Genomic DNA, 13,444 nt, shown 5'->3' with positions numbered 1-13,444 from the left:
ACCCCGCCTGGGCCGACATCGACTTCCTCGACGACCCCCTCGCCGGCACCCTCCAGGCCGAAGCCGACCACGCCGTCACCGCCGGCCTCCTCAAGAAGCCGAACCTGAACGGCATCTACGACCTCACCCTGCTCAACAAGGTGCTCAAGGAGAAGGGCCAGAGCCCCGTGGCGGACGCCGGGCTCGGCGCCAAGTAGCGCCGGGCAGCACCGAGTCCCGCTCCCCGACTCCGCGGTCCGGACCCCCGCCCGCCCGGTCGATCCACGATCGATGCCCACCGGGACGGGCGGGGCCGGGCCCCGGCCCCGAACCCGCCAGACCACTCACGCAGGAGGTGCCCGGATGACCCCGGCACTGACCACCTCGGCGGACGCCGCCGGCACCGACGCCCCCGTCGACACGCCCGCCGTCCGGATCTCGCACGTGCACAAGTCCTTCGGCCGCCCCGGCGCGCAGACCCCCGTCCTGGACGACATCACCCTCGACGTCGCGCCCGGCGAGTTCGTCACCCTGCTCGGCGCCTCCGGCTGCGGCAAGTCCACCCTGCTCAACCTGGTGGCCGGCCTCGACCGGCCCACCGCGGGCAGCATCGAGGTGCCTGGCGGCCGCCCGGCCCTGATGTTCCAGGAGCACGCGCTGTTCCCCTGGCTCACCGCCGGACGCAACATCGAGCTCGCCCTCAAGCTCGCCGGCGTCCCGCGCGCCGAACGCCGCGCCGAGGCCGAGCGCCTGCTGGAACTCGTCCGCCTCAAGGGCTCCTACGGCAAGCGGGTGCACGAGCTGTCCGGCGGCATGCGCCAGCGCGTCGCGATGGCCCGCGCCCTCGCCCAGGGCAGCAAGGTGCTGCTGATGGACGAGCCCTTCGCCGCGCTCGACGCCATCACCCGCGACGTGCTGCACGACGAGATCACCCGGATCTGGGCCGAACGGCAGCTGTCCGTCCTGTTCGTCACCCACAACGTGCGCGAGGCGGTGCGGCTCGCCCAGCGCGTCGTGCTGCTCTCCTCCCGCCCGGGCCGGGTCGCCCGCGAGTGGCGGATCGACCTGCCGCAACCCCGCCGGATCGAGTCCGCGGGCGTCGCCGACCTGTCCATCGAGATCACCGAAGAACTGCGTGGGGAGATCCGTCGCCATGGCCAGCACTGACACCACTCCGGTCCTGGACAAGACCGACCGGACCCCGGCCGACCGGGCCGCCCCCACCGACACCGCGGACGTCGGCGCCGGCCTCGACGCCCTGGACGCCGTCTCCGCCCAGCGCGGCTCGCTCGGCGAGGCGTTGCGGGCCAAGGCACTGCCGCCGCTGATCGGCGTGCTGGTGGTGCTGGCGCTGTGGCAGGGCGCGTACAGCCTGCACCTCACCTCCGCCTACAAGCTGCCCAGTCCGGCCGACGTGTGGCACTCCGCCCAGGACCTCTGGTACCAGGGCACCCTGTTCTCCATCATCTGGACCAGCGTCTGGCGCGGCCTGTCCGGCTTCCTGCTGGCCGTCGTCATCGGCACCCCGATCGGGCTGGTCGTGGCCCGGGTGCGCCCGGTGCGCACCGCGATCGGGCCGGTGCTGCAGGGCCTGCAGTCGCTGCCCTCGGTCGCCTGGGTGCCGGCCGCGGTCATCTGGCTCGGCATCAACGACCGGATGATGTACGCGGTGATCCTGCTCGGCGCCGTCCCGTCGATCGCCAACGGCCTGGTGGCCGGCATCGACCAGGTGCCGCCGCTGTTCCTGCGGGCCGGCCGCACCATCGGCGCCACCGGCCTGACCGGCGCCCGGCACGTGCTCATCCCGGCCGCGCTGCCCGGCTACCTGGCCGGCCTCAAGCAGGGCTGGGCCTTCTCCTGGCGCTCGCTGATGGCCGCCGAGCTGGTGGCCTCCTCCCCCGACCTGGGCCTCGGCCTCGGCCGGTACCTGGAGAACCAGCGCGAGTTCTCCGACATGTCCGGGGTGCTGCTCGGCATCGTCCTGATCCTGTTCGTCGGCATCGCCATCGAACTGCTGGTGTTCACCCCGGTCGAGCGCCGGGTGCTGCGCAACCGCGGCCTGCTGGCCGCCGCCAAGTGAGGTGACGACCGATGACGCCCGCCCTGCTCCTGATCGCGCACGGTAGCCGCGACCCGCGGCACGCCGCGACCGTGGCCGCGCTCGTCGAGCGGGTGCGGGCGCGGCGGCCCGGCCTGGAGGTCGCCACCGCCTACCTGGACCACTGCGCCCCGCGGATCCCCCAGGTGGTCGGGCGGCTCGGGGCGGCGGTGGCGGTCCCGCTGCTGCTCAACCGGGCCTTCCACGCCAAGCACGACGTCCCGGGCGCGCTGCGGGCCGCCGGTTCCGGGCTGCCGGTGGCGGACGTGCTCGGGCCCTCCCCGCTGCTGCTCGCCGCCCTGGAGCGGCGGCTCGCCGAGGCGGGACTGGACGTGGGCTCCGCGGCCGTCCGGGCCCGGACCGGACTGGTGCTGGCGGCCGCGGGCTCCTCGGACCCGGCGGCCGACGCGGCGACCCGCGCGGTGGCCGACCGCTGGCGCCGCGCCCGGGGCTGGGCCGGCGTCGAGGTGGCGTACGCCTCGGCCTCCGGTCCGCGCGTACCCGCGGCGCTGGCGGCCCTGCGCGCGGCCGGGGCCGTGCGCACCGCCGTCTCGCCGTACCTGCTGGCACCGGGGCTGCTGCCCGACCGCATCGCGGCGGACGCGGCGGGTGCCGACCTGGTCGCCGGGGTGCTGGGAGCCGCCCCCGAGGTGGCGGAGCTGCTGCTGGAGCGCTACGACGGGGCGCGGGCGGCCGCGCGGGCGGCGGTCCCGGCGCCGGCGGCGCTGTCCGCCTGAACCCGCCCGGACGGCTGGCCGACCGGCTGGCCGACCGCTCGACCACCCGGCCACCCGGCCACCCGCTGGACCACCCGCCCGCGGCATCACCGGCCCGGGCGCGGATCAGGCCGCCGGGGCCCAGCCGGTGATCGCGAAGCGGCTGCCCTCGCGCCGGACCTCGGCCGCGCCGGCGCCGGCGAAGTGCGCGGGCACGACGAGTTCGCGGTCGTCGGCGGCGCGTTCGAGCACGCTGCGCCGGGTGGCGGCGGCCTGCTGCGGGGCCTCGCAGAAGCAGCTGCTGTGGCTGGGGTCGAGGATCTGCACGGGGCTGTGCATCAGGTCGCCGACGAACACGGCGCGGTCCGTCCCGGACCGCACCCGCAGGACGGCGGATCCGGGGGTGTGGCCGGGGGCGGCCTCGAGGGTGAGGGCGGCGTCGATGCGGTGGGTGCCCTCCCAGAGCACGGCCTGGCCGAGCACGGGGGCGATGCTGTCGGTGTAGACGAGCTCGTCGCCGGCCCGGGCGGCCCGCTCCTGCTCGTTCCGGGCGGCGGGGCGCCGGTGGGCGTTGCGGGGGTCGAAGTGGCGCTGGTCGGCGAGCGGGATCAGGTAGGTGGCGTTGGGGAACGTCGGCGTCCACGCGCCGTTCTCCAGCCGGGTGTTCCAGCCGACGTGGTCGTAGTGGACGTGGGTGTTGACGACGAAGTCCACGTCCTGAGGCCGGACGCCGGCGGCGGCGAGCCGGTCGAGGAAGTCGCCCTCGAGGCCGCTGAAGAGCGGGGCCTGGGGCCGGTCGCGGTCGTTGCCGACGCCGGTGTCGACGAGGACGACCTTGTCGGCGCAGTGCAGGATCCAGGTCTGGACCGCTCCGACGAGGTGGTCGTCCGCGGGGTTCCAGTGGTCGGGGGCCAGCCAGGCGGCGTTGTCCCGCCAGAGCTCGGGGGGCGAGCCCGGGACGACGGTGCGGGCGGGCGCGAACGGGCCCTGGAGTTCGACGATCTTGGTGACCTCGATCTCGCCGAGGTGGAAGGTCTGCATGACTCCACGTTAGGTCGGGCGGGCGAGCGTTCCGATGCCCGATCGGCTCGTATGATTGCGCGATCGTCTCGCCACCCGGCCCGTACGATGAGCCGGTGGACGTACTGAGCGACGCGATCGCGGCCATGCGCACCGGGCGGCCCTCCTCCGACCGGCTGCGGGTCCTCGGGCCGTGGTGCCAGCGGTTCGAGCCCTACGACGGGGCCGGGTTCCACGTCCTGCTGCGCGGCGCCGGCTGGCTGGTCCCCGAGCACGGCGAGCCGACCCGGCTGGAGGCGGGGGACGCGGTCCTGGTGCCGCACGGCGGCGCGCACGCGCTGTCCGACTCGCCGCGGGTCACGGGCCCGGCGCCGTTCGGCACGCTCGTCGACGGGGCGGACGCCCCGGACGGCGCCGCCGACTTCCTGTGCGGCAAGTACCGGCTGGACCGCACCCGCGCGCACCCGGTGCTGGCCGGCCTGCCGGAGGTGGTGCACGTCCCGGCCCGGCTCGGCCGCCACCCGGAGCTGCGCGCGGCGATCGAGCTGCTGGCCGCGGAGGCCTCCGGGGCCCGGCCGGGCCGGGACGCGGCGGTCTCGGGGCTGCTCGACCTGCTGCTGGTGTACCTGGTGCGGGCCTGGCTCGACGGGAACGTGCAGGAGGGGTGGCCGCTGGCACTGCGGGACCGCGAGGTGGCGGCCGCGTTGGAGGCGATCCACTCCGACCTGACCCGGCCCTGGCGGGTGGAGGACCTGGCGGCCCGGGTCGGGCTGTCGCGGGCGACGCTGGCCCGCAGGTTCACCGCGCTCACCGGGCAGCCGCCCATCGGCTATCTGACGTGGTGGCGGATGACCACGGCGGCGCGGCTGCTGCGCGAGACCGACCAGCCGCTGCCGACCGTGGCGCGGCAGGTCGGCTACGGCTCGCCGTTCGCGTTCTCGCACGCCTTCAAGCGGCACGCGGGGCTCACCCCGGGCCGCTACCGCGCGGCGGCGGAGCGCCCCTGAGGCGGTGCGGCCGACGGCTCCCCGGAGGGGCCGCAGGAGCGTCGGCCGCGCCGCCCCGCGCGGGGCGCCCGGATCAGACGGGCAGGTTCCACTTCTGGTTGGCGGCGCCGTTGCAGTCCCAGATGCCCAGCTGGTTGCCGTTGGTGGTGGAGAACCCGAGGTCGTCCAGGCAGCGGCCGGACTGCGGGTTGAGGAGCGAGCCGTCGGGGCGGGCCTGCCACTGCTGGGCGCCGGTGCCGTTGCAGTCGTAGAGCTGGGCGAGGGTGGCGTTGCCGGTGCCGCCGCCCTTGATGTCCAGGCACTTGCCGAGGGCGCGGACGGTGCCGTCGACGCCGATCCGCCACTTCTGGGCGACGCTGCCGTTGCAGTCGTAGATCTGCACGGGGGTGCCGTTGCCGGTGTTCGCGCCCTTCACGTCCACGCACTTGCTCGCGTAGCCGGTGATCTGGCCGGTCGGACCGGCGGGGGGCGTGGCGCCGAGGACGACGCGCGGGAACCAGACGGCGTCGCCGACCATGCAGCTCGCCGAGACGCTGCCGTCGCCCATCCCGAAGCCGCCGAAGGCCGGGCGGAAGAGCTGCATGGTGTGGTCGGCGTTCCAGTACTGACAGCTGGCCGTGACGGCCCAGGTCTGCATCGGGTCGAGGCCGGTGCAGGTGCCGACGGCGTTCCACGGGCTGGCGTAGACCGTGCAGGACGGGGCCGCCTGTGCGGCGGTGGCCGGAGCGAAGAGCGCGGCGGCGGCGGCGATCAGGGAGGAGGCGAGCAGGGCGGTGGTGCGGCGCATGGAACCGGTCCCCTTCGTGGATGACTGTTCGTCAGTCGGCTTGTTCGGCTTGGCCCGTGACAGTTCCGTGCGGAATATGCGGGGCTCGTGAAGCCTCGGGGAAGCGGTACCGGGCGTCAACCGGCAGCTCGCCGGAACTGCCGGTCGCACCGCTGCTGAGCGGCCGCGGTGCGGCGACCGGCGGTTTCCGGCGGGGGCGGCCCGGACGGGCGCCGGTCGGCGGGTCGTTCGTGGGCGCGGGCACCGCCGCCACCCGCGCGGGCACTGCCACCCGCACCGGCGCCGGCACCGGCACCCCGCGCGGGCACCGGCACCGCCCCGCCGGAACGCCACCGGCCCGGCACCCCCGTACTGCGGGGGGGGTGCCGGGCCGGTGTCCGTCCTTGGGCTGCGTCAGTCGAACTTGCGCCGCTGGCGGCCGGTGCCGTAGTTGGAGCCGCTCTTGGCGCCGCTGCCGGGCTTGGCGCGGCCGGAGGAGCGGCCGATGAACCCGGCGGCCTGCGGGCGGTCGCCCTGGGCTGCGGCGCCCATCCGCTGCTTGGGGCGGGGGCGGCGCGGGTTGCCGTTCATGTCGACGTCGGTGGGCAGCCCGGAGCGCTTGCCGGCGCGGCGGCGCGGGGCGCCGGTCCGGCCCTCGGCGGACTTGTCGGCCGCGGGGGCGGCGACGACCGGGACGGCGAGGGTGACCGCGACGCCGCTGGGGGTGCGGGCGCCGGTGATCTTGGCGAGGTCGGCGTCGCCGGGGCGGACCTTGGTGACGGTGGGGCGGATGCCCGCGACCGTCATCAGCCGGTTGACCTCGCGGCGCTGCTCGGGCAGCACGAGGGTGACGACGGTGCCGGACTCGCCGGCCCGGGCGGTGCGGCCGCCGCGGTGCAGGTAGTCCTTGTGGTCGACCGGCGGGTCGACGTTGACGACGAGGTCGAGGCCCTCGATGTGGATGCCTCGCGCGGCGACGTTGGTGGCGATCAGCGCGGTGACGTTGCCGTCGCGGAACTGGTCCAGGACCCGGTTGCGCTGCGGCTGGGACTTGCCGCCGTGCAGGGCCGCGGCCTTGACGCCGTTGGCGAGCAGCTGCTTCGCGAGCCGGTCGGCGCCGTGCTTGGTGTGCACGAACATGATCACGCGGCCGTCGCGGGAGGCGATGTGCGCGGTGGTGGACGCCTTGTCGGCCGGGTCCAGCTGGAGGACGTGGTGGTCCATGGTGGTGACCGCGCCGGCCGAGGGGTCGACCGAGTGGGTCACCGGGTCGGTGAGGAAGCGCTTGACCAGGCGGTCGACGTTGCGGTCCAGGGTCGCGGAGAACAGCATCCGCTGCCCGCCCTCGGCGACCTGCTCCAGCAGCTTGCTGACCTGCGGCAGGAAGCCCATGTCGGCCATCTGGTCGGCCTCGTCGAGGACGGTGACGGCGACGTCGGAGAGGTTGACGTCACCGCGGCCGATCAGGTCGTCCAGCCGGCCCGGGGTGGCGACCAGGACCTCGGTGCCGCGCCGCACCGCGTTGGACTGCCGCCCGATGGACATGCCGCCGACGACGGTGGTGATCCGCAGGTTGACGGCGGTGGCGTACGGGGTGAGCGCCTCGGTGACCTGCTGGGCCAGCTCGCGGGTGGGCACCAGGACGAGCGCCAGCGGGTAGCGGCCGACGGCGCGCTTGCCGGCGGTGCGGGCCAGCAGCGGCAGGCCGAAGGCGAGGGTCTTGCCGGAGCCGGTGCGGCCGCGGCCGAGCACGTCGCGGCCGGCGATCGAGTCGGGCAGCGTGGCGCCCTGGATCGGGAAGGGCTCGGTGACGCCTTCGCGGGTGAGCGCGGCGAGGATGCCCTTGGGCAGTTCGAGCTCGGCGAAGGTGGCCGCCGGGGGCCGGGCCGGGGTGCCCTCGACGACGGTGAAGTCGGCGGCCTCGGGCGTGGTGGTGCGGGGGGCGCCGGCGCGGCTGCGCGGCTTGCGCGAGCGGTCGGCGCCGGTGGCGCGCGGGTTGTCGCCGCGGCGGGCGCGGTCGGCGTTCTCGCCGCGGCGCGGGCGCTCGGTGCGGCGGGCCTGGTCGGCACCGCGGTCGGCGGTGCGGGCGGCGCGGTCGCGCGGGGGGTGGGCAGGGGTGGTCAAGGGGTCTCCGTCCGGAGGTCTACAGCCCCGGTGTCGGGGGCTGGTCGGCCGTCGGATTGGAGTTCGCCGCCCCGGCCGTACGGCGGCATGGGCGAGGGCCCGCACCGAGTGGTGCGGGCCCCCGCTTCGCGATATCGCGAGTCAGCGCGGAGGCTGACGTCAGCCGATGACGCGGATGTTCTCGGCCTGCGGGCCCTTCTGGCCCTGGGTCACGTCGAACTCGACCTGCTGGCCCTCGAGCAGCTCACGGAAGCCGTTCGCCTGGATGTTCGAGTAGTGGGCGAACACGTCCGGGCCACCCTCGGCCTGCTCGATGAAGCCGAAGCCCTTCTCGCTGTTGAACCACTTCACGGTGCCGGTAGCCATAACCGTCTCCTCTAAAACTGGGGCATCAGGGATCCACACCGTGTGGACCCCGGAGTAGCCGCGATCCCCATCCGGAGACTGAAACACCGGACAAAACAAATGCGCCTGTTGGTTGGAACCAGCAGGCGCACACATACGTTCATGGGAACCAAAACTGCAACTGAGTCGACTGTAGCACGGCGGCACCCCGATTGACCGGGGACTTTTCTGCCCGACAGATCACGTTTGGCGGCGCCGGGAAAGGGGCAGGCGACGCCCCGCCGAAGCGGGGCGCCGCCTGTTTCCGGACGAACCGGTCAGCGCCGGCCGGCCGGCTCCGGCACACCGTGCGAGCCCGCCACCGGAGCGGGGCGGCCGCCCTGGCCGTGGCCGTGGCCCGGGGTCGCGCCGTGACCGGGCCACCACGCGGCGTTGCCGATCAGCGCGGTGAGCGACGGGGTGAAGAACATCGCCATCACGAAGGCCGCCAGGATGATGCCGAAGGCCATCGCGAAGCCGAACTCCATCATGAAGGTGTTGCCCGCGAGCATGAACGTCCCGAACGAGGCCGCCAGGATGAACCCGGCCGCGGCGACGGTCGGACCACCGTGGCGCAGCGCCTCGCGGGCCGCCTCGCGCGGGCTGCGGCCCTCGCGGGCCTCCTCGCGCAGTCGGGCGATGATCAGGATGTTGTAGTCCGTCCCGATCGCCACCACGAAGAGGTAGATCAGGATCGGCATCATGAACATCAGGCCGGTCTCGTGGCCGATCTTCTGGAAGAGCAGCGTGGTGGCACCCAGCGTGGCGCTGAAGCCGAGGCCCACCGAGGCCATCAGGTACCAGGGGGCGACCACGCTGCGCAGCTGGAGCGCCAGGATGAGCAGGATCAGCAGCCCGGCGATCGGGAAGACCAGCTTGTAGTCGTGGGTCATCGCCAGGTTGATGTCCTTGTACACCGAGGTGAGGCCGGCGACCTTGGCCTCGGTGCCGGCCGGGGCCTGGCCGTGGGCGACCTCGCGCAGCGCGGTGACGGCGTCGATCGCCTCGTTGCTGGCGGGCGCGTCCTTGAGCATGACGGTGAACTGGGCGGTGGTGCCGTCGGCGCTGACGCTCTTGGCCTCGGCGCTCGGCACGTAGACCTTGGAGACCCCGGTGACGCCCTGGAGCTTGTCGGCGTAGGCCTGGAAGGAGGCCGGGTCGAGCTTCGCGCCCCCGGTGCTGCTCAGGTAGACCTGGCTCGGGTCGGCGGCGCCGGCGGAGAAGCCGGTGGCCATCTTGTCCTGGACGACCATCGACTCCTTGTCCTTGGGCATGGAGCTGCCGGCCATGTCGAACAGGCCGTTGTAGCTCAGCGCGCCGACGGACAGGGCGATCAGGACGGCGCCGGAGGAGGCGGCGACCAGCGCCGGACGCTTCTGGACGACGCGGCCGAGCGCGGTGAAGCGCGCGGTGCTCGGCTCGTTCATCCACTTCTTGCCGGGCCAGAAGACGGCGCGGGCGGGGATGACGGCGAGCAGCGCCGGGGCCAGGGTGAGCGCGGCCAGGGCGGTGACGACCACCGCGATGGCCAGCGCCGGGCCGAGGGCCTGGAACATGCCGAGGCTGGAGAGGATCAGCGCGGCGAAGGCGATGGTGACGGCGCCGGCGGCGGAGGCGATCGCCTCGCCGACCCGGCCGACCGCGTTGACCACGGCGTCCTTGCGGTCGTCGCCGGCCCGCAGCCGCTCGCGGTAGCGGAAGGCGAGGAACAGGAAGTAGTCGGTGCCGACGCCGAGCACGACGACGATCAGGATCGCCATCAGCACCGGTGTGCTCTTGAGGTCGAACGCCTTGGTGGCGTAGTTGATCATGCCCATGGAGGCGGGCAGCGCGACCACCAGCGAGACCAGGATCGGCAGCAGGCCGGCCAGGACGCTGCGGAAGATGATGCCGACGATCAGGATGACCAGCAGCAGGGTGGCCATGGTGATGATGCCCTCGGCCGAGCCGGAGGCGTCCTTCTGGTCGAGGGCCTGCGCGGCGGGGCCGCCGAGCTGGAACTTCAGCTCGGTGCTGCCGGCGAGCGACTTGCCCTCGTCGCGGATGGCCTTGGCCACGTCCGCGATCTGGTTCTGGTCCTGCTGCTTGGCCTTGTCGACCTCGATCATGGCCATCGCGTACTTGTGGTCCGGCGAGAAGCCGAACTGGTCGCTCGGCGGGACGATCTTCGCGACGCCGTCGATCTTCTTGGCGGTCATGTCGTCGACGAGCTTGCCCATCGCGGCCTTGTCGCCGTCGGTGAGCGCGCCACCGTCGTTGCGCTCGAACAGGGCGAGCGCGGACGGGGTGAAGGCGGACGGGAAGGCCCGCTCCTGCACCTGCATGGCCTGGATGGACTCGTAGTGCTTGGGGAGGAAGGCGGCCTCGTCGGTCTGGGAGCTGACCTTCGGCGCCGTGGCGACGACGGCGATCATCCCGACCACCCACGCGATGATCACCCACCACGCGCGGCGGACGACGAATTGTCCTAGTCGGTGGAACATGCTCGATGCCTCCTGGGCATGGTTCACCGCAGCCCTTGGGGGACGGGACGCCGGGCGACGGCAGGACCGGCGGGAGACGCTCGTCGACGCTCCCTAGCCGGTCGGCAGGTAAGTAGGTCTGGGCGTCATCCTACGAGCACGTGCTTGCCGACCGGCAAGGAGCCCCCGTGTTCCAACCCCCGTCGGGCCGCCCCGAACCGGCCCCGACCCAGTCTCTCCCGAACGGACCCCTCTTGACCTCGTGCTCCGGGTGGAGACAGCTCCCCCTCAGGGTGGATCCCACCCCCTACCCCCGGGGAGGAGACATCAGGGTAGGACGGTAGGGAAAACCCCACCCCGCCCCCGAGGAAGGCCCCCGGGCGGGCTCACCCGCCAGCCGGATACCTGGTCAACGGCCGTTTCCCTACTGTCTGTTGCGGCGCCGGACCGCACCGGCGCCCGCGATCCGGCGGCCACCACGGGCCGGTCCGGCACCACCGCGCCGGCGACGACCGCCGCACTCCCCGGGGGGACCCACCATGACGACCAGATCCGGCACGGCCGCCGCCATCGGCGCCTGGAGCGCCCGGCACAGGAAGACCGCCGTCTTCGGCTGGCTGCTCTTCGTCGTGCTCGCCGCCGTCCTCGGCGGACTGCACGGCAGCACGCAGGTCACCGAGTCCGAGGCCATGCTCGGCCAGGTCTCCCGCGCCGCCAGGCTCCTCGCCGAGGCCGGCCTCAAGAGCCCCGCCACCGAGAACGTCCTGGTCCAGAGCGCCACCCGCAAGGCCGACGACCCCGGCTTCCGGGCCGTCGTCGACCAGGTGACGAGCGCCGTCCGGGCCACCGGCAAGGTCACCGCGGTCCGCTCCCCCGCCGACACCGGGGCGGTCTCCGCGGACGGCCGTTCCGTCCTCGTCCAGCTCACGCTCGACGGCGACCACGACCGGGCGCTCGCCGACGTCCCCGCCGTCCTGGACGCCGTCGCGGCCGTGCAGCGGCAGCACCCCGACCTCACCGTCGTCGAGCTCGGCGACGCCAGCTCCGGCAAGTGGATCCAGGACCAGTTCGCCGACGACTTCGCGCGCGCCGAGTGGACGGCCGTGCCGCTCGCCCTCGGCATCCTGCTGGTCGCCTTCGGCGCCCTGGTCGCCGCCGTGCTGCCGGTGGTGCTCGCGCTCACCGCCTTCGTCGCGGCCGGCGGACTGGTCGCGCTGACCAGCGGCCTGCTGCACACCAGCAACGACGCCAGCTCGGTCATGCTGCTGGTCGGCCTCGCCGTAGGCGTCGACTACTGCCTGTTCTACCTGCGCCGCGAACGCGAGGAACGGGCCGCCGGCCGCGACCCGCACACCGCGCTGGCCGTCGCCGCCGCCACCAGCGGCCGGGCCGTGCTGGTCTCCGGTGTCACCGTGGTCGTCGCCATGGCCGGCATGTTCCTCACCGGGATCGCCGACTTCCGGGCCATGGCCTTCGCCACCATCGTGGTCGTCGTCACCGCCGTGCTCGGCTCGCTCACCGTGCTGCCCGCCCTGCTCTCCCTGCTCGGCGACCGGGTCGAGCGCGGCCGGGTGCCGCTGCTCGGCAGGCTCCGCCGCCGGGACACCGCGCACACCGGCGGCCGGTTCTGGAACGCCGTGCTGACCCCCGTGCTGCGCCGCCCGCTCGCCGCCACCCTGCTCTCCGGCGCCTTCCTGCTCGCGCTGGCCGCGCCGCTGCTCACCATGCACACCGCCAACCTGACCTTCCAGCAGCAACTGCCCCGCGGCAACGCCCTGGTGACCGCGGCGCAGCGGATCGAGGCCGCCTTCCCCGGCAGCCCCTCCCCCGCGACCGTCGTCGTCAAGGCCGCCGACATCACCTCCCCCGCGATGACCGCCGCCCTGGCCGACCTCAGGGCGCGGGCCCTGGCCAGCGGCCGGATGCACGGACCGGTGGACGTCACCGTGCACGCGGAGCACGGCATCGCCACCGTCGACGTCCCGCTCAACGGCACCGGCAACGACGCCACCAGCAACGAGGCGCTGCGGACCCTGCGCGAGGACCTGGTGCCGGCCACCGTCCTGCGGGTGCCCGGCACCGAGGCCCCGGTCACCGGGCAGACCGCCGGCTCGTACGACTTCAACGCCCGGATGACCGGCTCGATGCCGCTGGTGTTCGGCTTCGTGGTCGCCTTCGCCTTCCTGCTGATGCTCACCTCCTTCCGCTCGCTGGCCGTCGCCGCCACCGCCGTCGTGCTCAACCTGCTCTCGGTGGGCGCCGCGTACGGGGTGCTGACCCTGGTCTTCCAGCACGGCGTGGGCGCCTCGCTGCTGGGCACCGCCGGGGTCGGGGCGGTCGAGTCCTGGGTGCCGCTGTTCCTCTTCGTGATCCTCTTCGGCCTCTCGATGGACTACCACGTGTTCGTGGTCTCCCGGATCAAGGAGGGCCGCGACCGCGGCCTGCCCACCCGGGCCGCGATCGCCCACGGCATCCGCTCCACGGCCGGGGTGGTCACCAGCGCCGCGGTGATCATGGTGGCGGTGTTCGCGGTCTTCGGCACGCTCTCCATGCAGGCGATGAAGCAGATGGGCGTCGGCCTCGCCGTCGCCGTCCTGATCGACGCGACGGTGATCCGGGCCGTGCTGCTGCCCTCCGTGATGAGCCTGCTCGGCGAGCGCAACTGGTACCTGCCGCGCTGGCTGCACTGGCTGCCGGACCTCTCGCACGGCGAAGCGGCCCCGGCGGCCGGTGCCGGCGACACCCCGCGCGGCGGTTCCACCGCGCCGTTCGGGTCCGCCCCGCCGGTCGGTCCCGGCCCCGCGCCGGACGGCGGGCTGCCCGCCCCGGCCCCGCAGGGCGCGCGGCACCGCCGGATCGAGGTCTGAGCCCCGGCGCCCGTCCCGCCG

General features: G+C 74.1%; 10 protein-coding genes and 1 pseudogene. 6 read left to right on the top strand and 5 right to left on the bottom strand.

Going from position 1 to position 13,444, the window contains the following annotated elements; genetic code table 11:
* From ACFYUY_RS07065 to ACFYUY_RS07050, 4 genes and pseudogenes are all read left to right on the top strand, one after another.
* Positions 1–197, top strand: a pseudogene (locus tag ACFYUY_RS07065) (sulfate ABC transporter substrate-binding protein); the annotation flags it as partial.
* 145 nt (positions 198–342) lie between these two features.
* A complete protein-coding gene (locus ACFYUY_RS07060) occupies positions 343–1,146 on the top strand; it encodes an ABC transporter ATP-binding protein (RefSeq protein WP_360212346.1) in 804 nt (267 codons plus the stop codon).
* Positions 1,133–2,059 (top strand): ABC transporter permease, encoded by a 927-nt coding sequence (locus ACFYUY_RS07055; protein ID WP_360212348.1) that lies wholly within the window; start codon positions 1,133–1,135, stop codon positions 2,057–2,059. The genes ACFYUY_RS07060 and ACFYUY_RS07055 overlap by 14 nt, the downstream gene beginning before the upstream one ends.
* Before the next feature lie 11 nt (positions 2,060–2,070).
* Positions 2,071–2,814, top strand: coding sequence for a sirohydrochlorin chelatase (locus ACFYUY_RS07050; RefSeq protein WP_387898632.1), 744 nt, complete (start codon positions 2,071–2,073; stop codon positions 2,812–2,814).
* Between the two features lie 105 nt (positions 2,815–2,919).
* Here the strand turns inward: ACFYUY_RS07050 and ACFYUY_RS07045 are convergent, their stop codons facing one another.
* Positions 2,920–3,834 (bottom strand): MBL fold metallo-hydrolase, encoded by a 915-nt coding sequence (locus ACFYUY_RS07045; RefSeq protein WP_360212351.1) that lies wholly within the window; start codon positions 3,832–3,834, stop codon positions 2,920–2,922.
* A 95-nt stretch (positions 3,835–3,929) separates the two neighbouring features.
* On the opposite strand from ACFYUY_RS07045, the gene ACFYUY_RS07040 reads away from it, so the two are divergent.
* On the top strand, positions 3,930–4,820 hold the full coding sequence (locus ACFYUY_RS07040; RefSeq protein ID WP_387898629.1) for an AraC family transcriptional regulator: 891 nt from the start codon (positions 3,930–3,932) through the stop codon (positions 4,818–4,820).
* A gap of 73 nt (positions 4,821–4,893) precedes the next feature.
* Here ACFYUY_RS07040 and ACFYUY_RS07035 read toward each other — a convergent pair whose 3' ends face one another.
* The 4 genes from ACFYUY_RS07035 to ACFYUY_RS07020 all read right to left on the bottom strand — a co-directional run bounded on the left by ACFYUY_RS07035 (position 4,894) and on the right by ACFYUY_RS07020 (position 10,577).
* The gene (locus ACFYUY_RS07035; protein WP_387898626.1) at positions 4,894–5,607 is read right to left on the bottom strand and encodes a ricin-type beta-trefoil lectin domain protein; all 714 of its coding nucleotides are present in this window, start codon (positions 5,605–5,607) and stop codon (positions 4,894–4,896) included.
* 393 nt (positions 5,608–6,000) lie between these two features.
* A complete protein-coding gene (locus ACFYUY_RS07030; RefSeq protein ID WP_387898623.1) occupies positions 6,001–7,710 on the bottom strand; it encodes a DEAD/DEAH box helicase in 1,710 nt (569 codons plus the stop codon).
* 159 nt (positions 7,711–7,869) lie between these two features.
* On the bottom strand, positions 7,870–8,076 hold the full coding sequence (locus tag ACFYUY_RS07025) for a cold-shock protein (protein WP_360212358.1): 207 nt from the start codon (positions 8,074–8,076) through the stop codon (positions 7,870–7,872).
* Between the two features lie 296 nt (positions 8,077–8,372).
* The gene (locus tag ACFYUY_RS07020; protein ID WP_387898619.1) at positions 8,373–10,577 is read right to left on the bottom strand and encodes an MMPL family transporter; all 2,205 of its coding nucleotides are present in this window, start codon (positions 10,575–10,577) and stop codon (positions 8,373–8,375) included.
* 518 nt (positions 10,578–11,095) lie between these two features.
* Between ACFYUY_RS07020 and ACFYUY_RS07015 the strand changes: the two genes are divergently transcribed.
* Positions 11,096–13,423 (top strand): MMPL family transporter, encoded by a 2,328-nt coding sequence (locus ACFYUY_RS07015; protein ID WP_387898616.1) that lies wholly within the window; start codon positions 11,096–11,098, stop codon positions 13,421–13,423.
* The last annotated feature ends 21 nt before the right edge of the window (positions 13,424–13,444 follow it).

The sequence above is a fragment of the Kitasatospora sp. NPDC004745 genome, from assembly GCF_042873275.1.
GTDB lineage: Bacteria > Actinomycetota > Actinomycetes > Streptomycetales > Streptomycetaceae > Kitasatospora.
This window is presented reverse-complemented; position numbering and strand designations above follow the sequence as displayed.